The organism is Paraburkholderia ribeironis (genome assembly GCF_900019265.1).
GTDB lineage: Bacteria > Pseudomonadota > Gammaproteobacteria > Burkholderiales > Burkholderiaceae > Paraburkholderia > Paraburkholderia ribeironis.
Window position 1 is genome coordinate 38,544 of sequence record NZ_CYGX02000005.1, and the last position, 23,802, is coordinate 62,345.

Below are 23,802 nucleotides of genomic sequence, written 5' to 3' on the forward strand. Positions count from 1 at the left end.
CCAATATCTGGGTATTGAATCCTTCGGGTAGCGGGCAGATGCGAATCCATGATCCCAATGGCCGACCCGGCGTTGATCTTGGTTTCGATCATTCTCATCGTGGAATGATCCCACACGCGCACAGTTGGGATGGTAACAATCGGGATTGGGCCGTTGCCCATTCTGTCCGTTGTGAATTCTGGGTGATAACTATGCTGCCGGACCATCTGCATGATTGGTATATAGACGGAATCGAGTTGGATGGAAGCGATTTGCGTATAAAAATCCACTTCGAAGCTGAAAAAAGGATGCTCGTTTTTGGTGGCGTTTCGCGCTGCATCGTGACCGATTTCCTCATCCAGAACGTTATCTATGACATCAGCATCTTCTCTTTCTGGGATGATCCGTCGCGCTATGACGAGGCAATTGCCCGGCTGAACAAATCCTATCCATTGCCGCCCGAAGAGTTAAAAAAGATCGCGGAGATACGACCTTCCGTTGGCGCCGATATAACGATCGAGTTCTCGACAGTGTCAGTGCTGGAATAGCGTTGAACCGGAGGGAACGTTCTATGATCCGCTTACAACCTCTTCCGATTTATCGAGAGCCTGCAGCGCACGAGCGAAAACTGATGGATCTACTCGTTGCTCCCGATTTCCCGGGGGTAGAGCAGATTCGGGAACAGCTAAGGTCGTGTAATGTGCGAGAGATCGATGATGAAGGTAGTCTTGGCTTGCAGATACAAAGCGCTGTAACGGCATCGGTCATTACGAGGGTGCCGGTTGAACTATATGCGCCGGATATGGATGGTTTCGACGTGCATGTTCTGCTGCATGTGGTCGATGGGATATGCCAGGAGATCGAAATCTATAAGGACGCTCCCGGACCTATAAGGAAACTGCCAGAGAGATGGAATTACTTTGTGCCATCGTCTGGCGGGTCGAATCCTTGAAATTGCCGATGCATTTATGTGGGTGGGAACCCGGTTCAGTTCACGTGCTGTTGTAGTGCTGAATCCCGTCGGTCGGGTTGTAACGGTTTGGCGTCAATAGAGGGACAACTCGATGAGCGGAACACAGTGGCATAACCAAGCCTTGCAGGATGCAGTGAAAGAGGTTCTGCTTCATGAGTGGGATCCAATAGGTCTCGAGGGGGAAGATACCGCGAAGGATGAATACGACGCCTATGTCACCAGGATTTGTGCACTCATTGTGCAAGGGCAGTCGGTTGAGGAAGTGATCAAATGTCTGTTGTGGGCAGAGACAGAACAGATGGGATTGCAGGCAGAGGTTGAGCGAGCGCGAAGAGTGGCCGGAAGGTTGGTTCAACTCATTTAATTGCCGCGCTCCGATGATCTAACGTCGCTACGTGAACGAAGGGATGCGAATTGCGGCCCTTCTGTTTTAAAGCGGCGCAATGATGAGCCGCTGGCGTTATGACCGGCCGTTCTGCTTGACGCTATCCACCAGCGACGGGGTGAATCAGTATGGCTGGAATGAACCGGGCCGGCTGAGCCAGATCAGCGGCGGCGTGACAGCGAGCTTCAGCTATGACGTGTTCGGGCGGCGCAAGGACTGCACGGTGAATGGCCATCGGATGCAGACCGCCTGGATCGATGATGAACTGAACCTCATGGTGCCGGACGGTGACTGGTCACAGCGTATGCGCGTGGTTTCCCCGTATCTGGAAAGCGGCATGGATGAACTGACGTACCGCCGCATTGCACCTGGTGCGGTTGGCCTTGCGACAGCAAGTTAGCTCGAGGCCGGTTCGTTCCGCCTGATCGGGACGAATCCGACCTGCAGGCCAAAGAGCTTCGCAACGCTATTGAGCGAGTCGACGGTCGGATTGCCGGTCCCGCGCTCGATGTCCTGGATGACGCGGCGGCTGACACCTCGGTGCGCGGCGAATTCCGCCTGAGTCAAACCTGTCATCTCGCGCATCGCTTTGATGGCCTCAGGAATGGTCATGTCGCCCCGGCCGATCCTTTCGTAGAAAGCGCGGCGCAGGGCGTTTTGCTCTTCACGGGTAGGTCGGTTCCGACGCGGCATGATGGGTCTCTGGCGGTTGAAGGGCTTTCAGTTGTCCGACCTGCGTATCAATGGACCGCGTCAGGAACTCGATGATGTCGTGGTCGACGCCCTGCGCTTCCATGATGTCGGGCAGGCGTTCAATCTGCACGGCAAACTGGCTCAATGCCTGGGCGAGCATCCCGCGCTCGTGGTCAGATACAGGCAGCGCCGCGAGCACGTCGGCCCAGTCCGTCAGCTCAACCCGGGTGTCTGGCCGGTACCACCTCAGCGCACGTGGAATCAACTGGGGATCCAGGTACATCGGCGCGAAGTCGAACAGGGGCGTAAGCTGGACTTTGCCTTCGACCAGTTGCATGGCTGTATTGCGCGCGTGATTGTCCGTGTTGCGCATCGCCAGATTGAGCACGTCCCGCTTGATGAATTCGAGCGTTTCGGTTGACGGATCGGTCGCAACCTTGCGGATTCCGGCCACGACCTCGAAGAGGCTCGGGCGCAGCTCAAAGCCGGACAGCCCTAGAATGGATGCCACACTTTCCTGGTGGAGGCGCACGACTTTCCCGCCGCTCGCGATCCGGTCAAAGCGCGGGACCAGCAGAACGTCGCCGTGAAGGGTCGGCAAATCCGCATGCGTGCGGATACCGAGCGCGGCGGCCACCCGCATGTACGCCGCTTCATTGCGCAGGACCTTGCCATCGGCCGCGCTATTGCCGCGCGGCAGTTTCGCGATCAGGTGCTGGGTGGCGTCGGCATCGCGCAGGACGGCATCACCATGCAGCAGGCCAGCGCGGTCCCGCGTCAGCAAGTATTTGGGCGCCGCACCCTGGACCCCGGTGGTGCCGGTGCCCAGCATCCCGTGCAAGAACATCGTTTCCTTGAATTCCGAGCTGCGCACGACGACGTCGTCGATCGTCAGGCCGGGCAGGCCACGCGCGGTAGGGTGCCGCGCCACGTGCGTCTCAAAGTAGTCGACCGCCTCGGCCACCCGGATCCGACCGACCGGGTTGAAGGCGCCTGCGCAGATCAGCGGAAAGTCCGCGTCAGGGCCATCCGGCAGTTTCAGCTCGCCCAGCAAGAAGCGACGACCATCCCCCTGCGGAACGAGATCGTAAAGGAAGGCGGGCATGGTCGGGGCCGTGCGGATGTCCGTGTCCACGGACTCAGCCAGTGACAGCTGAGCGTCCGTGTGCTCCACGGCATACATAACCGGGTGATTCCACTGGCAACGACTGCCGTTGAGTTCAATCTGCGCGCAGTCGACCCAGCGATCGTCCAGGAATATCTGCAGGGTGCAATCCATGAGCCCTCCTTGTGCATCATAAATGTAGCACAATAGGGCGTTCTATTGCTGGTGCGCTTCTTATAAGAGCTTTTTTGAGCAAAATAGCGCTTGGGTTTCTTGAAGTCGGCGGCTTGGGGGGAGGTGGGTGACCCGTCCGAAGGCCATGGTGTGGGAACTGTCGCGCCATCCGCGCCGCGTGTGTCAGCGCCGGAGCGACGGAGTTCGCGCGACCGCCCGCGACCGCGCCAAAGTTGTAGCATCTTGCCAAACGCGATCGCCAGTAGGTCAGACTCGCGCAACGGGCGCGCTGCAACCGAATGGAAGGCCATTGCACGATTCGTTTCTGTCCCGATAACCGTCACGTCTTCGACGGACTTTATGGGGCAAGCGCCATGCTCGCTTCATGCAGGTCATTCGCGAGGTCCTGTAGCTCGTCATGAGGCGGGCGAAAGAGCTTGGCGTAAAGGCCCAGAACTTCGGCTGCGTTCGGAACGTTGTACGGATTCATCATCCCCGGCGGGCCGAGGCAATCTTCCACTTCAGCCACTGCCTTTTCCGTCAACAGAAGAGTATTTTCAATCAATTCAATCATTCGCTGATCGTCTGCGTAGAAGTTGCTTACAGCGGCGTGTAACTCCAGGGATCGCTCCAGTTTCTTCGCGCCCAGGAGTTCGAACATTGAGCCCCAAGTCTTGGTTTTGGTTCGAGCGTCAAGCTTGTCGCGCAACGTGTAGACTTTCGAGCAGTTCGCCTTTAGCTCGTGGATGTGACCCCTGAGTTCGTCCGTGTTTGCGCGCTGGGCGATTAGGTAGTCATTGAGCTGGCGCAAATCACGGGAAGCAATATCCAGGTCGATGGACGTTCCGGCGACTACGAAGCGAAATCCACTCATCACGTTGGTAACGTTTGCTAGCCCGACGATGGTGCGCTGCATTTGCTGCAGTAGGCTGCTCAGGTCGGATTGAGCATCAGGGTAGTAGCGCTTCAAATACTCTTTGCCATCGTTGACGGCCTGGACGATCTCGCGGGTACTCTTGACTACGTCACCCAGCAACTTAATTGTTTCGGCGACTTCTCTGACTAGCGGCATGGCACTCCTCGCTATGGCTTGACGATCAACGGTCACTTCCCTGGCCAGGCAGCAATTTGCTACCGGCGGCCCAAAGGTGTCCGCCGAAATCTGCGCAGATCTCGATCGGGGTTCAAATTATTGGAGGCTATTAGCTGTGTGGGATGCCGCGAAGTATAGGAAACAGCGCGTCGGTTCCAAGGAGGAATTTCGCCAATCTGCTCGGGGCTGCATACCGCTCAATTCGGAAGTACTCACCTCTGCAAATTGAAGTGTCACCCATCGATGAGGATTTCCTTGAGCCAGAGGTCGATGCGACGCTCGCCTTTTTGCGGAGCTATGAGGCCGAAGTGAGTGGTCACGTTTCCAGGAGTGGATGCGGTAGAGTTTCGCATGATATCCATCATTTCATGATGCAAACGTACTCTCCATAACCTTGGAGAGAGCCAGGCGGCTCACAACCCCTTCCGATACACCACAAACCCCGACCGCTCCGCAACCTTGTCATACAGCTTCATCGCAGTCTGATTCGTCTCATGTGTCTGCCAATAGACGCGCTGGGCCCCATCGGCTTTCGCACGCGCATAAACGGCTTCGATCAGCGCCCGCCCCACGCCCTTGCCGCGCTCGGCTTCCAGCGTATACAGGTCTTGCAGATAGCAGATCGGCCCCGCCATCGTCGTGTGACGGTGATACAGGAAATGCACGATACCGAGCAACTGGCCATCACGTTCGGCGACCATCGCGTGCATCGGCTCGTAGCCGTCGAAGAAGCGTCCCCACGTAATCTGCGTGATCTCGCGCGGCAATGCCGTTTCGCCCGAGCGGCCATAGAACGCGTTGTAGGCGTCCCATAGCGGCAGCCATGCGTCGAAGTCTTCACGGTTGACAGGGCGGATCTGGATGGCGTCGGACATGGGTAGGGTTCCTCGTTGAGTGAAGGCGGCAATCGAATGAGTCGCCGCGACGCGAAGGGCGGGGCGCACCAGGACTTCCGGACCCATCAGCATAAGAAATTCGCGGCGCGATTGTTAGCTCCACAATGCGATCGAAATTTGGAGCCACGCCGTCGACTTCGCCCCATCCCTGCGCAATCGTCACGCGACCAACTCAAGCCGCCGCGCTCAATACGAACGTTGCTTGATACCCCAGCGCCCGCTCAGACCGTCTCGGCTCGCAGCCAGCGCGCGAGCATGGTGTCGTCGTCGGTATCCAGCGCCTCGGCGACGCGCCGGCCGACCGCCGCGCCGAACTTATAGCCATGCCCCGAGCAGGCCGACACCACCAGCGTCTTGCCGAGGCGTTTCGAAAAGAAGCGTCGGTCGCGCGTGAATGTGTAGGCGCAGGTTTTTACTTCGGTAACCGTATAGTCGTCGATCCGGTTGAACGGCGGCGCAAACAGCCGGCGCAACTGATCACCTTCGCCGGCGCGCGCAGCGCGATCGGCGTCGGGGTCCGGCGCGTTCGATTTGCACATGCCGGCGCCGAACTTCAGGCCGACGCCATCCATCGGCGGCAGCACATAGCCGTCGCTATGGCCGCCGATATCGACGATCGCGGGCGCGTTCGACCATGCGTCTTGCAAATCCGCAGGCGGGTCCAGATAGGCGACCGCGTTGCGATACGTCGTCAGATCGCCGGCGAGCGTGGGCAGCAGTTGCAGCGTCCATGCGCCCGCGGCGACCACGAGCCGGTCGGCCCGCACGATAGTGTCATCGTCGATCCGCACGCAAGCGCTGTGCGGATCGACCGTGAGCACCTTGGTATGCATGCGAATGTCGGCGCCGCGCATCCTGAGCCAGGCTTTCATGTCGTGCGCAATGCGTTCGCTGAAGAGTGCGCCGCCATCGCGATCGAGGTACGCGTAGCGAAACGTGCCAGGGTCGAGAAACGGATAACGCGCGGCGGCTTCGCGCGGCTCGAGCCGTTCGTATTCGAATCCCATCCGCTCGAGGCCGATGCGGAAACGTTCGGCGCCATCGTCTGCGAATTGCGAAATGCCGAGCACGCCGCAATTCTCATAGTGAGACACGCCGAGATCGTTCCATAACAGATCCCAACTATCGAACGCCTCGGCGATGGTGCGCGCGTAGCCGTCGGCATCGCCATAGGCGCGGCGGATCATCCGATGATGGTCGCCCGACGCAGCGAGTGGATTTGGAATCGAACCCTGCTCGATCAATGTGATGTCGTGTCCGAGCTTGACGAGCGACCATGCTGTACTCAGGCCAGCGATACCCGCGCCCACGATTGTCACTCGCATCCCGGTCCCCCCGAGTCGATGGCTCAGGGGCAGAGTCTAGCAGCCGGAAAAAAATTAGCGGAACTCAAAAAATCGGCGCAGGCGCCGGCGAGCCGATGTGAAACGTCATCAGAATTGAGCAGCGCGGCGTGCTCCGCGCGCCGCCGTGTCAGTGTTTGCGAAGCTGGTCGCGTACCTTCCTTGCGGCGAATAACGGCACGTAATCGAACACGCGCGCCTCCTTCCGATAGACGGCCAAGGTGTCCTCGTACATGCGGGAGACTGTTTCGGTCGGTGTGTCGGTTTCCTCGGCGATGCTTTTTACCACTTGATCTACATCTGGCTCGGGCTGCGACATGGAGCGCTCCGGATAGGTGGGTGGGTTGGACGGATCGAAGGGCGACAGCAATCATCTTGCATGGGACCAGAGTAAGAGCTTTGCATGGGACCAGAGTAAGCGCTGAAGCGCCAACTCTGGTCGACAGCTGAAGCGCTAACTCTGGCCGACAGGAGAATCCATTACAGAATGCGAAGCGCGAGCATGCCAATTGAATCGCTCTATCGCAAGATCCATTCCACAGAGATTTTGTCTTGCGCAACGGCACACGCCCATCCGGCGGGGCTGAGCTAAAAATCAATGGGTATGACGGTGGTGAATGTCCGGATAGTGTGCATGCGTATGCGTGATCGGCGCATGGTGATGCGCATGGGTGTGCGGTTCCTCACCGTCCCACGCGAAATCGTGCTCGTGCTGATGATGCGCGTCATGTCGATGCCGATGCGTGTGAACGAGCGGTTCGTGTGTGTGCGGATGCTCGTGGCGTTCGCGGATATGCAGCCATACGCCGAGCGTCATCAACGCGGCGGCGACCCAGAACAGCAGTGGCGGCAGCTCCGGCCACAGCACCCAAGACAAGGTCACGCCGAATAGCGGCGCGACCGAGAAATAGGCGCCGGTGCGCGCAGTGCCGAGATTGCGCAGCGCAACGACGAACAGCACGAGACTGACGCCGTAGCCCGCGAAGCCGGTGAGCATGGCCAGCGCGACGCTCGATAGATTCGGCCATCGGGCGCCGAGCGTGAGCGCGAGCGCCACGTTCACCGATCCGGCGACGAGCCCTTTGACGCAGGCGATGAACATCGCGTCGTGCGTCGACACCTTGCGGGTCAGGTTGTTGTCGATGGCCCAGCACGCGCACGCGCCGATCAGCAGCAGCGTGCCGGGCGGCAGACCCGCCGCGCCCGGCTGCCACGACAACGCCACGCCGCCCGCGACGATCGCGACCATGCCGGCGAACACCTGCACGTCGACGTTCTCGCGGAACACGACCCACGCGATCAAGGCGGTGAACACGCCTTCCAGATTCAGCAGCAGCGAGCCGGTGGCGGCGGGCGTCGTGTTCAGACCGAGCATCAGCAACGCGGGCCCGGCGACGCCGCCCGCCGCGATCGCGCCGGCCAGCCACGGCACGTCGCGCAGCGGAAAGCGGCTGTGACCCGTTTGCGGCGCGGCGGCGCGGTGCCGGACGCGGCGCGCCAGAATGACTGCGGCGAGGCCGGTGCCGCTGCCGAGATAGAACAGACCGGCGAGCAGGAACGGCGACAGCGAACCGAGCAGCGCCTTGGCGAGCGGGGTGGTTGCGCCGAACAGCGCGGCGGCGAGCAGCGCGGTGAATGCGGCGCTATGGCGGGAAGACATCAGTGGATCGTTCAGTAGAACACGGGCGAGATTGACACGATAACGCGATTGGCCAGCGAGCGTCGAAGGCGAAATTTGCGCTTCGCTGAACAATCCGGCAAACGTCCGGACTCGGTGCAATCTAGCGGGACTCCAATTGCTATATTCCGCTCTCGCGACGATCCGCTGAAGGCGTGAATCGGGCCGAACCGCGGCGCGTCGCGCCACATGACTGGCAGCGCGTACGAGACACGCGTACGAAACAATTTGAAATACACAGTTAAGCGCGTGTTGGAATAAAACGGCACACTGCACAGTTAGCCCGATACCGGCGGCGGGGTTCGCCCGGCATCGGCCGCATCGATTTTCAAACAGCTTTCGCCGCACTGCTCTCGTGGACAAAACGACCATGAACACTCACACGGATTCCCTGACCGATGCGACCGCCATGCACCCAACGCGTTACACGCGCACCGCGATGACGCTGCACTGGCTGATCGCGCCGCTGATGATCGGCAACGTCGTGCTTGGCCTGAGCGCGGATTCGTTACCCGACGACTGGGTGCGTCCGGTGATCGATACGCACAAGTCGATCGGCATCACGGTGCTGGGTCTCGCGCTGCTGCGCATCTTGTGGCGTGTGTCGCACAAGCCGCCGCCGTTGCCGCGCGAGTTTGCGTCGTGGGAGAAAATTGCCGCGCATGCCGCGCACTTCGTGCTGTATCTGCTGATGATCGCGCTGCCGCTGTCCGGCTGGCTGCACGATTCGGCGTGGAAAGACGCGGCGACGCATCCGATGCGACTGTTCAACCTGTTTGCGTGGCCGCGTATCGGCTACGTGATGAACCTCGATCCGACGCTCAAGGAGAGCTTGCACGATCGCTTCGGCGCGCTGCATACGTGGCTTGGCTACGCGCTCTACGCGTTGCTGGCGATGCATATCGGCGGCGCGCTCAAGCATCAGTGGCTCGATCGCAAGTCGGTGCTCGAGCGCATGGTGCCGTGAGCGCCGCCACGCCATCGACCTGCGCCATTGACCTACGCCATTAACTTTTTTCCAACCGCAGTATCGACGAGTCGGCAGTCACTTTGAAGAAAACGCTCGAACAGTCCCTCGCCCTCGTATCGCCGCGCATCGTGCCGCGTCCCGCCACGCTGTCGAGCACGCTGATTCACTTCAGCGTCCTCGCGCTGTGGCTGCTGCTGTTTGCACGCGCGTTTTTTCTGCGCGGCGCGCTGGCGTGGTCCACGGGCATTGCGTACGTCGTGTACGACACCTTGCTGCTCGCGTTCGTCACGTGGAAATCGCTGCCGCTGATGCGGCGCACGCCGCCGCCTGACGCCGACTACGAGCAGCGCAGCTTGCCGGACATGGGCGTGATCGTCGCGTCGCATAACGAAGCGGCGGTGCTGCCCGTGACGCTCGCCGCGCTGCTGCGTCAGACGCATGGCCCGGCGCAGGTTGTCATCGCCGACGACGGTTCCACCGACTCGACCCGCGCGCTGCTTACCGAACGTTTCGGCCTGACGCCCGCCGCCGACGGCGTGCTGAGCGCACCGAGCTCGCTGCATCCGAACCTGTTCTGGCTGCGCGTGCCGCACGGCGGCAAAGCTCGCGCGCTGAACGCCGCGATCACCGTGATGACCACGGAGACGGTGATGACCGTCGACGCCGACACACTGCTCGACGACGACGCGACCTACGCAATGCGCGCCGCGTTCGCGAGCGAGCCGAAACTGGTCGCCGCGGCTGGCATCCTCGTGCCGGTCTGCGGCAAATCGGTGTCGGGCCGCGTGTTCCAGTGGTTCCAGACCTATGAGTACATGCGCAACTTCATCGCCCGCTTTGCGTGGATGCGCGCCGACAGTCTGCTGCTGATCTCGGGCGCGTTCGCGTCGTTCAGGCGCGACGCGCTGATCGACGTGGGCGGGTTCGATCCGCAATGTCTGGTCGAAGACTACGAGCTGATTCACCGGTTGCGCCGCCATTCGGCCGATCATGGCCTCAGCTGGGACGTTCGTGTGGTCGGCGAAGCGCATGCGCACACCGATGCGCCGGGCAACCTCGGCAGCTTTTTGCGGCAGCGCCGCCGCTGGTTCGCGGGTTTCCTGCAAACGCAGTACTGGAACCGCGACATGACCGGCAATCCGCGCTACGGCACGCTCGGCATGTTGATGCTGCCCGTCAAGGCAATCGATACGATGCAGCCGATCTACGGTCTCACCGCGTTCGCGCTGCTGCTCGGCTTTCTGTTCGGTCGACATGGCGCGATCGTCGTGTCGATCTTCAGCGTGATCGGCCTGAAAACGGCGATCGATCTCGCGTTCTATCTGTGGAGCATCCATCTGTATCGCCGCTGGACTGGCGAGCGCTCCGGCAACAGTGTGTGGATGGCGATGCTCGCGGCCATTGCCGAGCCGTTCACATTCCAATTGGTGCGGCATGTCGGCGCCGCGCTCGGCTGGCTGCACTTTCTGCGCGGCGGTCGCTCGTGGGGCGCGCAATCCCGCTCCGGGCTGGTGGCGCACGAAGAGAGCTGAGCGCGCGCCGCCTTTCTCGGATGCGTTCGTGTTCGGGCAGCTGCGCAGCGCCATGACAGAGGCCGCAGGTGCCGTCGTTTGACGCATGCGGCGGCCGGTTCGAGTAGACTGGCGACGATGCCGGCCTCGACATGCGAGGCGGCAACTCTCCATCCGCTGATGCACGGAGGCTTCATCCATGCATGCTGTTCCCCCGCTCGAACAAGACATCGTCGATGCCACCACCGATGCGCCGCCTGCCCACGCAGCGCCGCACAATGCAGCTCATGCCGGCTCGCCGGCAGCAAGCCACGCGCAAGCGTCGAATCAGATCGCCAACGACAGGCCGGAGCGCGATCTGCGCCGCGTCGGCATTCACCCGGACCACTGGTACCCGCTCGCGTGGTCGCGTGAGGTGAAGCGGGGCAAGACGCATGGCGTGACGTTCGCGGGCGACCCAATCGTGCTGGCGCGTGCGGAGTCCGGCAAGGTGTTCGCACTCGAAGACCGCTGCGCGCATCGTCAGGTGCCGTTGCATCAGGGTGTGGTGGAAGGCGAATCGATCCGTTGCGGTTACCACGGCTGGACCTACGACTGTTCGGGCCAGTGCATCGACGTGCCGTATCTGGGCCGCGACCGTCTGCCGAACGGTGTGCGTTCCTATCCGTGTCAGGAAGTCGAAGGGCTGATTTTCGTGTTCCCGGGCGATGCCGCGTTGGCCGAACAGCGGCCGCTGCCCTCATTTGATTCGGTCTCGGACAGGAAGTACAAGACGCGCCGTTTTGGCCGGCCGGTGAATTGCCACTATTCGTTCATGCACGAGAACCTGATGGACATGAACCATCAGTTTCTGCACCGCCGGCAGATGGGGCAGATGCGTGCGCGTTCGTTGGGGCGGCGGCGCGGCGAAGGTTGGGTCGAAGTCGACTACACGTTTGCGCGCATGGCCGGTCAGCAACCGCTCGGCGAGGCGATCGTGTTCGGCGAGAGCCGCAAGACCGGCGGCTTCAAGAAACACAAGGACGTGATGACGATTCGCACGGAGTATCCGTATCAGACGCTGCAGATCCGCACGTCTGAGCAGAAGCTGGTGATGAATCTGTGGATCGTCTACGTGCCGCTTGATCGCGAGCAGCGCACCAACCGCACGTTCGGGCTGTTGTCGATCCTCAAGCCCGGCATTCCCGGCGTGCTGAATCTCGTGTGGCCACTGCTCGTGTGGTTCACCGAACGCATCTTCAAGGAAGATCGCGAGATCGTCGAAGCCGAACAGCGCGCTCACGACTCACAGGGCGCGGACTGGAATCACGAGGTGTTTCCGGTCATCAACGACCTGCGCGCCTTGCTGCGTGATAATGGCGCACCCGGTCAGATGGTGGGCGCCGGCACCGGCGACACATCGGTGATCCGCTTCTGGGACTCGCGCCACGGCGACCCATTGGCGAAGACCTGATCGCTGACCCTGCCGGCGAGGCGATCTACTCGCCGGCAATCGTTCCCCCTTGTGGTGAACTAATCCATCTCCCCACGGTAGGCAATGCGGCGCGTGCGAGCGGCGATAATGTCGCCCGATACATGCGGCTTTTGCGCTCATCGGCGTGCCCTGCGCTCATACCCGTGTACCATTTCGCTTTTTCCGATCCTCAAGAAACGCTCGTGACCACGCAACAAGTCCCCACCACATCGCGCAAATCCCTCACTCTGCTGCAGTTGCTAGGCCTCATCGGCGCCGCTGGCCTGATCGCCGCCATCGTGCTGAATCAACTGGTCTAGTCGCGCCGCCCGGCCGCCCGCATGGTGCGTGCGGCCTTGCGCCGGCACCGTATGCCGGTTTCATCGATATTCTGATTGCCATGTACAAGAAGGGCGTAGCCGTAGAAATCCAGTTTTCCCCCGAGCGACTCAACGACGGCGCGGGCGACCCGTACTGGATCGATCTGACCCAAGACGAAGCGCAGCGCTTGCTGGAAGGCCTGCAGGCGCGCCTTGCCGCGAGCGGCGGCGGCACGGCTGCGCCGCTGGTGGTGAGCCTTGACGAAACGACGGCGCCGCACGCGGTTAGCGCGGCCGGCTCCGCGCCCGGCGCTGGCCCGTCGGCGGACGACTTCAAGCAATGGGTCTGCGTGATCTGCGGCTGGGTCTACGACGAGGCCGCAGGTCTGCCGGATGAAGGTATCGCGCCGGGCACGCGCTGGGCGGACGTCCCCGCCGACTGGCGCTGCCCGCTCTGCGACGTGGGCAAGGAAGACTTTGCGTTGGTCGAGTTCTGAACCCGGCCAACGGGTTTGAGCCAAGCGACACGCGTTCAAGCGGACCACACGGTCCAATGACCCACACCAGCGGCCCGGCAGAGCGCTGGGTACGCCGGTACGATCAAGCCGTCCCTTCCGGATAATCCGCACTTTCCGTCTTCGCCTTCCATGTCTCGAAGTCGCCGCGCAGCATGTCCAGCTTCCTGTGCGCGAGTTCGAGCGCGACCTTGCCAAGCAGCAGACGCAGCGGCGGCTGGTCCGACAGCGCCACGTCGATGATCGCCTGCGCGGCACGCACCGGATCGCCTGCCTGTTTGCCGCTGCGCGCCTCTGTCTGCTTGCGGCGCTCGCCGGCGGTGGCCGCGTAGTCGTCGATCACGGTGGCCGATTGCTTCATCGACGGACCTGCCCAGTTCGTGCGGAACGGGCCGGGCTCGACGATCAGCACGCCGATGCCGAGCGGCTTCACTTCCAGCGCAAGCGATTCCGACAAGCCTTCGACCGCGTATTTGGTCGCGTGGTAATAGCCAGTCGCCGCGAAGCTCGCAATGCCGCCGATCGACGACACATTGACGATCAGTCCGCTACGCTGCTCGCGCATGATCGGCAGCACCGCTTTCGTCATATCGACCAGACCGAACACATTGGTCTCGAACATCGCGCGCACGGCATCGTCCTCGCCTTCCTCGATTGCGGCCAGATAACCATAACCCGCGTTATTGACGAGCGCGTCGATGCGGCCGAAACGCTGCTTGGTCTGCGCGACCACGTCTTCGATCTGTGCCCGGTTCGTCACGTCGAGCGGCAGAACCAGCGCACGATCGCCGTGAGCTGCGGCGATATCCTTCACTTTCGACGCGTCGCGTGCGGTGACGACCGCACGCCAGCCGCGTTCCAGCACCAGCTTCGCCAGTTCGCGGCCGAAGCCGGTGGAACAGCCTGTAATCAGCCAGACGGGATTGTCTCGATTCATCATTTGGGAAACTCCTGTTGATGGTCTGCGACGTGTGAAGACATGAAGCGGAACGAATGCGCAATGTGCGCCCTTCGTGTTCGCTATCGGTTTTGCAGGTGAGGTGCAGCGTGAAGCGTGAAGCGTGCGGGGCCTTCGTATCGAATGGCATCCGCGACGGCGCGTGCAATTGAATTGAATTGCGCGCTATGTGCCGGGCGAGACCGTTATGACCGCTTGTGTGCAGTGTGACTTTTCAATTGTAGCCGCAGCGCTGCGGCCTCGCTTTGCAGCGCTTTGACGAATGCGCTGGCGAGCGGATGACTCGGGCGATGCTCCGGATGAATCACGCTGACGCGAAACGGCAGCGACACGGCAAGCGGCCGGATATGCAGATTGCGGCCCGCGAAATCGACGGCGGTCAACGGATTGACGATCGCGACGCCAAGACCCTGACGCACGAAACTGCACACGGAAACGGCGGTGGGCGTCTCGATCAGCTGGCGGCGCGCGATACCCGCTTGCGCGAACGCTTCATCGATCTGCAGCCGGTACGGATCGTTCGACGACAGGCTGATAAAGGCCTGCTCCGCGAAATCCTTCAACGCGATCACGCGCCTGGCCAGCAACGGATGCCGATCCGGCAACACGCACACCTCGTCCACTTCGAGCAACGGCGTCAGATGTGTGCCGGGCGGCGGCGCGCCGTGTTCGGTGAGGCCCAGGTCGTAGCGCTGCGCGGTCAGCCATTCTTCGAGGAACGGCGACTCCTGCGTGGCAATCGACACACTCACGCCGGGCTGCGCGTCGTGAAAGCGCTTCGACGCGCCCGGCAAGATTGAATGCGAAAACATCGGCAACGCGATGATCGCGAGCTGGCCGCCCTGGAATTCACGCAGACTGGCCGCCGTCGACGCCACCCGTTCGAGTCCGATGTAGGCGCGCTTGATTTCGTCGAACAGCGTCAGCGCGGACATCATGGGACGCAGCCGCCCATGCGCGCGTTCGAATAGCGGGAAGCCGATGCTCTGCTCCATGCGTGCGAGTTCGCGGCTGACGGTGGGCTGCGACGTTGAGAGCATGTCGGCCGCCTTGGTGACGCTGCCTGCCGTCATTAGCGCGCGAAAGACTTCGATATGCCGGTGGGTGAGCGCCATGGTGGGGTATATCAGAAGTGAATGGATCGGCAAATAATAGGTATTTTACTGAATGACGGATTCCCAGCATCATGTCGGTTACAGCAACGCTCCGACATCGAGCCGATCATGACGCCATTCAATCCGCGGCAACTTGCCGAGCTCGCCCGGCAGCACGGCACGCCGCTCTGGATCTACGACGCCGACGTAATTCGCCAACGTATCGCCGAACTGCGCAGTTTCGATGTGATCCGCTATGCGCAGAAGGCGTGTTCGAACCTGCACATTCTGAAGCTGATGCGCGACGAAGGCGTGCTGGTCGATGCGGTCTCGCTGGGTGAAATCGCGCGCAGTCTCGCGGCGGGTTTCACACCCGACCGCGATCCCGAAGGCGTGGTGTTCACCGCGGACCTGCTCGACCATGCAACGCTCGCGGCCGTGCTCGAACATCGCATCACGGTCAACGCCGGGTCGCTCGACATGCTCGAAAGAATCGGACGCCACGCGGGCGTTGGCCATCGCGTGTGGCTGCGGATCAACCCGGGTTTCGGTCACGGACACAGCAACAAGACCAACACCGGCGGCGAACACAGCAAGCACGGTATCTGGCTCGATGATGTGCCACGAGCGCTGGACCTCGTTCGTCGCTATCGGCTCACGCTGGTCGGGTTGCACATGCATATCGGCTCGGGCGTCGACTACGCGCATCTGTCGCGCGTCTGCGATGCAATGGTCGATGCCGTGATGGGACTCGGCCACGATATTGAAGCGATTTCCGCTGGCGGCGGTCTGTCGGTGCCGTATCGCGAAGGCGAGCCGCGCATCGACGTCGACCATTACTTCCGGCTCTGGGATGCGGCGCGCCGGCGGATCGAAGCGCATGTCGGGCATCGCGTGAGGCTGGAGATCGAACCGGGGCGCTTCCTCGTCGCTGAGGCGGGGGTGCTGGTCGCTGAAGTGCATGCGTTGAACCGGCGGCCCGCGCGGCAATTCGCGTTGGTCGACGCCGGGTTCAACGACCTCACGCGGCCATCGCTTTACGGCAGTCATCATGAAATGAGCGTGCTGAAACGCGATGGTGTGCCAAGCCATGCGCCGATCGGCTCATTCGCGGTGGCCGGTCCGTTGTGCGAAGCCGGTGATGTGTTCACGCAGGCCGCGGGCGGTGTTGTCACGAGCCGCTCGATGGCCGCGCCCGAAGTGGGGGACTTCATCGTGTTTCATGACGCGGGTGCGTACGGCGCGTCGATGTCGTCGAACTACAACAGCCGGCCGCTCGCGCCCGAGGTGTTGCTGGAGCAGGGCCGGCCGCGGCTGATCCGGCGCCGTCAGACCATCGACGAATTGATCGCGCTCGAAACCCTGGATTGATTGCGGCGCGAGCGCTGCGTAACGTGACCGGCGCGGCGCGCACGTCAGCGTTCAGCACACGCTCAGCGCGCCCTTACCGTGCGGGTATATGACGCGATCATCGTTGCGAGTTCCTGCGCGGCGGGCGTGAGCGGCATGGCCGCGCGCTGCAGCAGGCACACGTTCTGGTCGGCCGCCCGCTCGCGCACGGGGATCGACCTGAGCGCGCTCGCAAACGGGCCCTGTTTGACCACGATCGACGACTCCAGCGACAGGCAATCCGTCGCGCCGACCAGATGCAGCGTCTCGTACAGCCCTTCCACGGTCGCAATGATTTTCGGCGGCGGCAAGCCATGGCTTTCGAACAGATGGCTCAGGCGGTTGACATGCGGGTCCTCGGTGAGATTCGGCGAGCGTGTCGTCACCCACGTGCAGTCGACGAGTTCGGCCAGCGAGGTCGCGCCCGCTTTCGGATGACCCGCGCGGCACACGATCACCGGATCGGATGGATAAAGCGGCGTCACCGACAGATCGGCCGTGTCGGTCTGTTTCGAGACTAACGCGACTGCGAAGTCGAGCGTGCCCTTGCGAATCCACGCGATCATCATGCGCGACGTGCCGGTGCGCAGATGCACCGCGACCCGCTCGAAGCGCGTGCGAAACTCCATCAGCACCGGCGCGAATGCATCGACGAGCGGCTCGGTGGTCATGCCGAACGTCACCTCGCCGGCGTAATCGCCCTGCAATTGCTGCATTTCCTGCTCGGCGCGCTCGCATTCACCGATGATCGTGCCGGCCCGCTGCAACAGCCGCTGGCCGAGCGCTGTCAACGTGATGCCGCGATTCGTGCGGGTGAAGAGGGTCGCGCCGAGCATCGATTCGAGGTTCTGCAATTGCTGCGTGATGCCGCTTTGCGCGATGCCGAGCACGCGTGATGCCGCGCGAATGCTGCCCTGTTCGGCAACCGCCTTGAACGTGCGCAGCTGGGAGATCGTCAAGGCCATTGAAGGGCGCGGGGTTCGTGATCGGAAAAGGTGAACATGATAGTCCGAACGGGACTTCTTTGAGGAGCGGGCGCCACATAGGATGGCGCTGGCTTGATGCGGTGATCGCGTCGATGCTGAACGACCGCCTGTGCGCGCAGATCGCGAAGCAGTACTTCGACTTCGATCCGTACGGCACTTCACTCCTTTACGCTGGACTTCTTTTTCGCAGGCCTTCCGTTCATGAACAGGCAATCGATTCCGCTTCTATCGCCGGCTATCGGCACGCACCGCGAGCTGGTGTCGTTTCACTTCGGTCCGGTCAATAGCGGGCAGAAGATCTATATCCAGTCGTCGCTGCATGCCGACGAAACGCCCGCGATGTTGATGACGGTATTGCTCAAGCGCCGGTTGCTCGAACTGGAACAGCAGGGCGCGCTGAGTGCGGAAATCGTGCTGGTGCCGGTGGCAAATCCGGTCGGACTCGGGCAGTACGTGCTGGGGCAGTTTCTTGGGCGCTTCGATCTCGGCAGCGGCAAGAACTTCAATCGGCACTTCCTGCAATTCTCTCCATTAGTCGCCCGCGCGAAGGACGCGTTGGGTGCCGATGCGACGGAGAACCGGCGCATCGTTCGCGAACTGATCGCGGCTGAACTGGCCGAGCAGAAACCGTTGACCGAATTCGACTCGCTGCAATTGGCGTTGCTGAAGCGTTCGTTCGACGCGGACGTCGTGATCGACCTGCATTGCTCGCTCGAAGCGGCGATGCATCTGTACACCAGCGAAGCGGCGTGGCCTGAAATCGAGCCTTTGTCGCGCTACCTCGGCGCGCAGGCGTCGTTGCTTGCGACCAACTCGGGCGGCGAGTCGTTCGATGAAACGCATGGCCTGTTGTGGTCGACGTTGCAGCAGCAGATGCCGCCCAGCAAGCCGGTGCCCAATGGCACGATTGCGGTGACCGTGGAATGCCGCGGCCAGCGCGACGTCTCTTACGAAGTGGCACAACAGGATGCCGACGCACTGGTCGATTACCTGGTGTGGCGCAACGCGATTCGGCGCGAGGCGAAGCCGTTGCCGCCGTTGCTGTCGCCCGCCACGCCGCTCGCCGGTAGCGAGCAGTTTTACGCGCCGGTCAGCGGGATTCTGGTTCATCGCGCGAAGATCGGCGACACGATTCGTGCTGGACAGGCTTTGTTCGATATCGTCGATCCGCTGACCGACGAGACCACCACGATTTGCAGCAACACGGAAGGCGTGCTTTATATGCGCCGCGCGATCCGGTTCGTGACGACGGGCGCGCCGTTGGGACGTGTGACGGGAACGCAGCCGTTCAGGACAGGGGTGTTGTTGGGCGCGTGAGTAACTGGTTCAGGCGGCGCGATGTGCGCGGTGGATTGACTGTAACGCTATCCGCCGATCCGCGCAGAGCGACTGCGGGTTTCGAGCGGGCGCCCCGACCAGGGCGGCGACCCGCACGAAGCCCGCCATCGCATGACTCAGCTCGCCGCCAGCACCGGCGCGAGCGCCGCCGGATCGCTGATGCTCGGCCGGCCATTCTCGACGTGACCGGCGAAACGGCGCGAGAAGCTCGCATCGTCATTGCTCGTCACCGTCAGGTCGTACCAGTGATGGCTCGACGCCAGCACCCACACCTCTTCGACATGCGCGCCGGCCGGCACCGGCACCACGCGCGTGCGCGCACCGTAAGCGTTGTCGGTCACCGTCAATCGCGCAATGCCGCCGCCGCTGTTGCTGAACTTCAGGAACACGTTGCCGTTCGCGACATCGTATTGCGCCTTCACTTCTGGCTGCGCCGGCCTGGCGTTGCCATGCGAGCCCGCGACTTGCGTGGCTTGCGCCTGCTGCGTATTGCCCGCGAACTTGCGCACGAATCCGTTGGGCCCGAATACTTCGAATGCGTAGACCCCGCTCGTCGAGGTCAGATCGAAGGTCGCGCTGAGCGACTTGCCCGCTTCGACGGTGTAACGCCACGGGCCGTCCGTGCGATTGGTCGAGTACACGTAGAAGTGCGCGCCCTGGTCGCCGGCATTGCCGATCGAAATCTCGCACGTGTTCCGCTGCGGGTCCACCGAGCCATTCACATGCAGCTCGTACGGCAACGCACGCGCGAAACGAATCCCGCTTTCCTGCGGATCGATCGCGCCCGGCGTCGCGGGGACGGTCGGCTTGGGCTGCGTCGCGCACTGGTTGTCGGCGATGCTCTTGTAGCTGCTCGTGTCCGGTAGCGGCGGCACTTTCGAATCCGGCGTGCGGAAGTCGAATGCGCTGGTCAGGTCGCCGCACACCGCGCGGCGCCACGGCGTGATGTTCGGCTCGTAGACGCCGAAGCGCGACTCGATGAAGCGGATCACCGACGTGTGATCGAACACCTGCGAGCACACGAAACCGCCCTTGCTCCACGGCGACACGATCGTCATCGGCACACGCGGGCCGAGGCCGTACGGCAGGCCATCGGCGGTGTAGCTGCCGCCGCGCGCCGGATTGACCACGTTGTGAATTTCGCCTTCAGTGCTGACCGTCGATTGGCCTTGCGCGGCCGTCGTCGCCGGTTGCGGCGGCACGAGGTGATCGAAGAAGCCGTCGTTCTCGTCGTACATGATGAACAGCACGGTCTTGCTCCAGACCTCGGAGTTCGACGTCAACGCATCGAGAATTCGCGACGTGTATTCCGCGCCGTATGCGGGCGTATAGCTCGGGTGCTCGGAGTAAGCAGCTGGCGGGCACAGCCACGATACCTGCGGCAGTCTGTTCGCGAGCACGTCGGCCTTCAGGTCGTCGATCGTGCGCACGGTTTGCGCGCGCTCGTACAACGGCGAGCCCGGCTGCGCGTTGATGAAGTTCGCGAAGTTCTGCAGAACGTTGGTGCCGTAGTTGCCGTTCAGCGGATCGGCGCCGGTCAGGCCCTGCTGGTACACCTGCCACGAAATGCCCGCCGCTTGCAGACGCTCCGGGTACGTGGTCCACGATAGCAACTGATAGTTCGGCGGAGCGTCGCCGTCGACGAAATCGCTGTTGTCGAGCAGCGGGCCGCCGAATTTGCCCGTGGGATCGACGGTGCCGGTCATCAGATACGAACGGTTCGGGTGCGTCGGCCCCGGCAGCGAGCAGAAGTACGCGTCGCAAATCGTGAACGCATCGGCCAGCGCGTAGTGAAACGGAATGTCGCTGCGCAGGTGATAGCCCATCGTCATGTCGGTCTTGTTGGCGGGCCACTGGTCATAGCGGCCGCCGTCGATCGCGGCATGGGTCTTGTACCAGGTGTGATCCAGATCGCCGACGCATTGCGCGCTGGTGGTGGCGGTGTTCAGATGGAACGGCAGCACTGGCTGGGTGGGATCTTCTTTCGATGGCTGATACCACACCGGCTTGCCGTTGGGCAGCGGAATCGGGAAGCGGTCGTTGTAGCCGCGCACGCCACGCATATGGCCGAAGTAGTGGTCGAATGAGCGGTTCTCCTGCATGAACACGACGATGTGCTCGACATCGCTGAGCGTACCCGTGCGCGAGAACGCGGGCACGGCGAGCGCATTGCGGATCGACTCGGGAAGCGCGGTCATCGCGGCGGCGGCGCCGGCGGATGAAGCCACGGTCTGCAGGAAACGGCGACGGCTAGTTGATGTCATCGAATATCACCTTCTGCGGAGTGAAACAAAATAGCGCGCCTTGGCGCGCTGCGGGAATCGGGTTAGTTACTGCTGGCGCTGTCGCCGGGTGCGTAGTGCATGACGGGCGCGACTTGCTGGCTGTCGGCGGCGAGACTGGCTTGCATGGATTGCGCGATCGGGTCGGACGCGGCGGCGGGGTTCGCCGCGAGCGAGGCGGACGGGGTGGACGCTTCGGGCAGCACAGCCGCCGATGAGGTCGCCGGACGTGGCGCGGCATGGTTATCGGTGACGCCCGGCGATGAAGACGTTGTCGTCGGCGCGGAGTCGTCCGCGCCGCAACCGCTCAGTGCTAACGTTGCGAGTGCGATCGATGCGATGCTCGCCACGCATTTGTCTCTTCTCATGTTGCATCCGGTTTTGGTGAAAGCGGGTGCAGTCTCCATTCCTTTCAAGAAATAATTGTGAAACGTTTGCGAGTGGCATAAGTTTCGATAATTCGTTGGTTGTTCGAAAGAAAATGGAAAGCGCCAGGAAGGACGCTGGTCACCTTAATGCCATCTGCCTGTTGGTGTGCATGGTGGGTCCGCATGATGGTCCGCACACATTTAACGATTCACTGCCTCGCATAACCGATTGGCTCATGACACACATCGAACGACCTTTCGATATCACGCGTCTCGAAGACGAATGGCTGGAAGCGGATGGCTTCGGCGGTTTCGCGTCGGGCACGGTGGGCACGCTACGCACGCGCCGCTATCACGCATTGCTGCTGAGCGCCATGCGTGCGCCGGGTGGGCGCGCCGTACTCGTCAATGGCATCGAGGCATGGCTGGAAGCGGGCGGGCAGCGTTATCCGTTGAGCATGCAGCGGTATCTGCCCAACGTGATCTATCCCGACTTGAGCACGAGTCTTGCGAGCTTCGACACAGCGCCCTGGCCAACATGGCGCTTGCAACTCGATACGCAAATGGTGCTGAGCGTCGAGGTATTCGTCAGCAAGGCGACCTGTGAAACGGTGTTGCGTTGGCGGCTGGAGCGCGGGACCGACGCGGCGGGCATGAGCGCGGCCCTCCTGAAGATCAGGCCTTTGCTCTCGGGCCGCGATTACCACGCGCTGCATCATGAGAACGCCGCATTCAACTTCAACGCACGGACCAGCGACGATCTGGCCTGCGTGAGCTGGCAGCCGTACGGCGACTTGCCCTTTATCCATGCGGCGACGAACGGCGTCTATATCCACGCGCCGGATTGGTATCGCAACTTCTGCTACGTGCGCGACGAGGAACGCGGTCTCGATTGCAGCGAGGATCTCGCGACGCCAGGCGTGTTCAGCTTCGATCTCGCCGGTGCTGAAGCGGTGATGATTCTCAGCGCATCGTGCGCGACCCGTGCGGGAACATCGGCGTCGGCAGCCGTAAGCGCGATGCCCTGCGCGAGCGCGCAAGCGGCCGTCGCTCACGCAACGGAGCTTGCACGTATCGAGCAACAACGCCGCGCCGCACTGGGTTCACGCCTGCAGCGTTCCGCCGATGCATACGTGGTCGCGCGCAACCAGGGCCGCACGATTCTCGCCGGCTTCCCGTGGTTCATCGATTGGGGCCGCGATACGTTCATCGCGATGCGTGGCCTGCTGATCGCATCGAACCGACTGGACGAAGCCGAAGCGATTCTGCTCGCATGGTCGGGCGCACTGTCCGAAGGCATGCTGCCGAACCGCTTCCCCGACTACGGCGACACGCCGGAGTACAACTCCGTCGATGCGTCGTTGTGGTTCATCGTCGCCGTGCACGACTATCTGGCCACCGGTCATGCAAGCGATGCGACGCGCGTGCGTCTGCAACTGGCCGCCGAGACGATCCTCGCCGGCTATACGATGGGCACGCGCTTCAACATCCGGGCGTCGGCCGACGATGGCCTGCTCGCCGCCGGTATCTCAGGCGTGCAACTCACGTGGATGGACGCGAAAATCGGCAACTGGGTGGTGACGCCGCGCATCGGCAAACCGGTCGAAGTGCAGGCGCTATGGATCAACGCGTTGCGCGTTGCAGCAACCTGGAATTCGCAGTGGCAGCAACCCGCCGCGCGAGCGTTGCAAGCGTTTCATGAACGCTTCGTCGATCCGTCCACGCACGCGCTGTTCGACAACGTCGATGTCGATCACGTGAAAGGCGCGCTAGATCGCGCGATCCGGCCGAACCAGATTTTTGCGGTGGGCGGTTTGCCGTTTGCGTTGCTCGATGGCGTGGTGGCGCAGGCGGTGCTCGCGCAGGTCGAAGCGCACTTGCTGACGCCGCTCGGCTTGCGCACGCTCGCGCCGTCCGACCCTGCCTACCGCGGACACTACGGCGGTCCACCACTCGCACGCGATGGCGCCTATCATCAAGGCACGGTCTGGCCGTGGCTGCTCGGCCCGTTTGTCGAAGCTTGGCTGCGGGTTCATGGCGTCACCGCTGAGACTCGCGCACAAGCGCGGGAACGTTTTCTCGAACCGCTCTATGCGCATCTCGACCACGCCGGTCTCGATCACCTGTCCGAGATCGCCGATGGCGACGCGCCGCATGCGCCCGCTGGCACGCCGTTTCAGGCGTGGTCGCTGGGCGAGTTGCTGCGCATTGAAGGCCTGCTTGGCGGCTCGCAACGCATCGTCGCGTAAACCGCGTTACGATGTGTGTGCCGACGCCAAGCCAGATGCGAGGACGGAGT

The 23,802-nt window shown here is 62.3% G+C and carries 24 protein-coding genes; 11 read left to right on the top strand and 13 right to left on the bottom strand.

Translation table 11 applies throughout. The annotated features are described in order from the left end of the window. The first annotated feature begins 38 nt into the window (after positions 1–38). From BN2475_RS01595 to BN2475_RS01610, 4 genes are all read left to right on the top strand, one after another. A complete protein-coding gene (locus BN2475_RS01595) occupies positions 39–527 on the top strand; it encodes a hypothetical protein (RefSeq protein ID WP_245841123.1) in 489 nt (162 codons plus the stop codon). A 23-nt stretch (positions 528–550) separates the two neighbouring features. Further along, positions 551–931 carry a DUF6984 family protein gene (locus BN2475_RS01600; protein ID WP_218023677.1) on the top strand — a complete coding sequence of 127 codons (381 nt, stop codon included), beginning with the start codon at positions 551–553 and terminating at the stop codon, positions 929–931. 112 nt (positions 932–1,043) lie between these two features. After that, positions 1,044–1,316 carry a hypothetical protein gene (locus tag BN2475_RS01605; RefSeq protein ID WP_094777832.1) on the top strand — a complete coding sequence of 91 codons (273 nt, stop codon included), beginning with the start codon at positions 1,044–1,046 and terminating at the stop codon, positions 1,314–1,316. Between the two features lie 79 nt (positions 1,317–1,395). After that, a complete protein-coding gene (locus BN2475_RS01610; RefSeq protein ID WP_094777833.1) occupies positions 1,396–1,737 on the top strand; it encodes a hypothetical protein in 342 nt (113 codons plus the stop codon). Here the strand turns inward: BN2475_RS01610 and BN2475_RS01615 are convergent. From BN2475_RS01615 to BN2475_RS01645, 8 genes are all read right to left on the bottom strand, one after another. Beyond that, positions 1,734–2,030 (bottom strand): helix-turn-helix domain-containing protein, encoded by a 297-nt coding sequence (locus tag BN2475_RS01615; protein ID WP_094777834.1) that lies wholly within the window; start codon positions 2,028–2,030, stop codon positions 1,734–1,736. The genes BN2475_RS01610 and BN2475_RS01615 overlap by 4 nt on opposite strands. Further along, on the bottom strand, positions 2,002–3,309 hold the full coding sequence (locus BN2475_RS01620) for a type II toxin-antitoxin system HipA family toxin (RefSeq protein ID WP_245841124.1): 1,308 nt from the start codon (positions 3,307–3,309) through the stop codon (positions 2,002–2,004). Before BN2475_RS01620 ends, BN2475_RS01615 begins: the two co-directional genes overlap by 29 nt. Positions 3,310–3,667: 358 nt before the next feature. Next, positions 3,668–4,381: a hypothetical protein gene (locus BN2475_RS01625; protein ID WP_094777835.1), complete on the bottom strand. Its 714-nt coding sequence runs from the start codon at positions 4,379–4,381 to the stop codon at positions 3,668–3,670. A 254-nt stretch (positions 4,382–4,635) separates the two neighbouring features. Beyond that, positions 4,636–4,779 (bottom strand): hypothetical protein, encoded by a 144-nt coding sequence (locus tag BN2475_RS34140; protein WP_159444511.1) that lies wholly within the window; start codon positions 4,777–4,779, stop codon positions 4,636–4,638. Positions 4,780–4,815: 36 nt separating this feature from the next. Beyond that, on the bottom strand, positions 4,816–5,277 hold the full coding sequence (locus tag BN2475_RS01630) for a GNAT family N-acetyltransferase (RefSeq protein ID WP_094777836.1): 462 nt from the start codon (positions 5,275–5,277) through the stop codon (positions 4,816–4,818). 242 nt (positions 5,278–5,519) lie between these two features. Continuing rightward, positions 5,520–6,623, bottom strand: a complete 1,104-nt coding sequence (locus tag BN2475_RS01635; protein WP_094777837.1) for an NAD(P)/FAD-dependent oxidoreductase — start codon at positions 6,621–6,623, stop codon at positions 5,520–5,522. Positions 6,624–6,771: 148 nt separating this feature from the next. Next, the gene (locus BN2475_RS01640; RefSeq protein ID WP_094777838.1) at positions 6,772–6,960 is read right to left on the bottom strand and encodes a DUF3562 domain-containing protein; all 189 of its coding nucleotides are present in this window, start codon (positions 6,958–6,960) and stop codon (positions 6,772–6,774) included. Positions 6,961–7,236: 276 nt separating this feature from the next. After that, positions 7,237–8,301, bottom strand: coding sequence for a DMT family transporter (locus BN2475_RS01645; protein WP_094778011.1), 1,065 nt, complete (start codon positions 8,299–8,301; stop codon positions 7,237–7,239). Positions 8,302–8,689: 388 nt separating this feature from the next. On the opposite strand from BN2475_RS01645, the gene BN2475_RS01650 reads away from it, so the two are divergent. The 4 genes from BN2475_RS01650 (at position 8,690) to BN2475_RS01670 (ending at position 13,070) form a co-directional block, all read left to right on the top strand. Further along, positions 8,690–9,286, top strand: coding sequence for a cytochrome b (locus BN2475_RS01650; RefSeq protein WP_094778012.1), 597 nt, complete (start codon positions 8,690–8,692; stop codon positions 9,284–9,286). 83 nt (positions 9,287–9,369) lie between these two features. After that, positions 9,370–10,821, top strand: coding sequence for a glycosyltransferase family 2 protein (locus tag BN2475_RS01655; protein WP_094777839.1), 1,452 nt, complete (start codon positions 9,370–9,372; stop codon positions 10,819–10,821). A gap of 178 nt (positions 10,822–10,999) precedes the next feature. Then, complete coding sequence (locus BN2475_RS01660; RefSeq protein WP_094777840.1) at positions 11,000–12,253, top strand: aromatic ring-hydroxylating oxygenase subunit alpha; 1,254 nt, start codon at positions 11,000–11,002, stop codon at positions 12,251–12,253. A 400-nt stretch (positions 12,254–12,653) separates the two neighbouring features. Beyond that, entirely contained in the window at positions 12,654–13,070 is a 417-nt protein-coding gene (locus tag BN2475_RS01670; protein WP_094777842.1) for a rubredoxin, read from the top strand. Between the two features lie 103 nt (positions 13,071–13,173). Here BN2475_RS01670 and BN2475_RS01675 read toward each other — a convergent pair whose 3' ends face one another. Together BN2475_RS01675 and BN2475_RS01680 are read right to left on the bottom strand one after the other, a co-directional pair. Beyond that, positions 13,174–14,028 carry an oxidoreductase gene (locus BN2475_RS01675; protein WP_094777843.1) on the bottom strand — a complete coding sequence of 285 codons (855 nt, stop codon included), beginning with the start codon at positions 14,026–14,028 and terminating at the stop codon, positions 13,174–13,176. A 203-nt stretch (positions 14,029–14,231) separates the two neighbouring features. Then, the gene (locus tag BN2475_RS01680) at positions 14,232–15,161 is read right to left on the bottom strand and encodes a LysR family transcriptional regulator (protein WP_094777844.1); all 930 of its coding nucleotides are present in this window, start codon (positions 15,159–15,161) and stop codon (positions 14,232–14,234) included. A 108-nt stretch (positions 15,162–15,269) separates the two neighbouring features. Between BN2475_RS01680 and lysA the strand changes: the two genes are divergently transcribed. Further along, complete coding sequence (lysA, locus tag BN2475_RS01685) at positions 15,270–16,511, top strand: diaminopimelate decarboxylase (protein ID WP_094777845.1); 1,242 nt, start codon at positions 15,270–15,272, stop codon at positions 16,509–16,511. A gap of 62 nt (positions 16,512–16,573) precedes the next feature. Here the strand turns inward: lysA and BN2475_RS01690 are convergent, their stop codons facing one another. Beyond that, positions 16,574–17,494 carry a LysR substrate-binding domain-containing protein gene (locus BN2475_RS01690; RefSeq protein ID WP_094777846.1) on the bottom strand — a complete coding sequence of 307 codons (921 nt, stop codon included), beginning with the start codon at positions 17,492–17,494 and terminating at the stop codon, positions 16,574–16,576. 222 nt (positions 17,495–17,716) lie between these two features. Here BN2475_RS01690 and BN2475_RS01695 point away from each other — a divergent pair, with 222 nt between their 5' ends. Further along, the gene (locus BN2475_RS01695; RefSeq protein WP_094777847.1) at positions 17,717–18,832 is read left to right on the top strand and encodes a succinylglutamate desuccinylase/aspartoacylase family protein; all 1,116 of its coding nucleotides are present in this window, start codon (positions 17,717–17,719) and stop codon (positions 18,830–18,832) included. A 137-nt stretch (positions 18,833–18,969) separates the two neighbouring features. On the opposite strand, the gene BN2475_RS01700 is transcribed toward BN2475_RS01695, so the two are convergent. Both BN2475_RS01700 and BN2475_RS34955 read right to left on the bottom strand, forming a co-directional pair. Then, positions 18,970–21,117 (bottom strand): phosphocholine-specific phospholipase C, encoded by a 2,148-nt coding sequence (locus BN2475_RS01700; protein WP_094777848.1) that lies wholly within the window; start codon positions 21,115–21,117, stop codon positions 18,970–18,972. A gap of 62 nt (positions 21,118–21,179) precedes the next feature. Continuing rightward, positions 21,180–21,503 (bottom strand): hypothetical protein, encoded by a 324-nt coding sequence (locus BN2475_RS34955; protein ID WP_094778013.1) that lies wholly within the window; start codon positions 21,501–21,503, stop codon positions 21,180–21,182. A 236-nt stretch (positions 21,504–21,739) separates the two neighbouring features. Here BN2475_RS34955 and BN2475_RS01710 point away from each other — a divergent pair, with 236 nt between their 5' ends. Beyond that, positions 21,740–23,752 carry an amylo-alpha-1,6-glucosidase gene (locus tag BN2475_RS01710; protein WP_094777849.1) on the top strand — a complete coding sequence of 671 codons (2,013 nt, stop codon included), beginning with the start codon at positions 21,740–21,742 and terminating at the stop codon, positions 23,750–23,752. Positions 23,753–23,802: the final 50 nt, after the last annotated feature.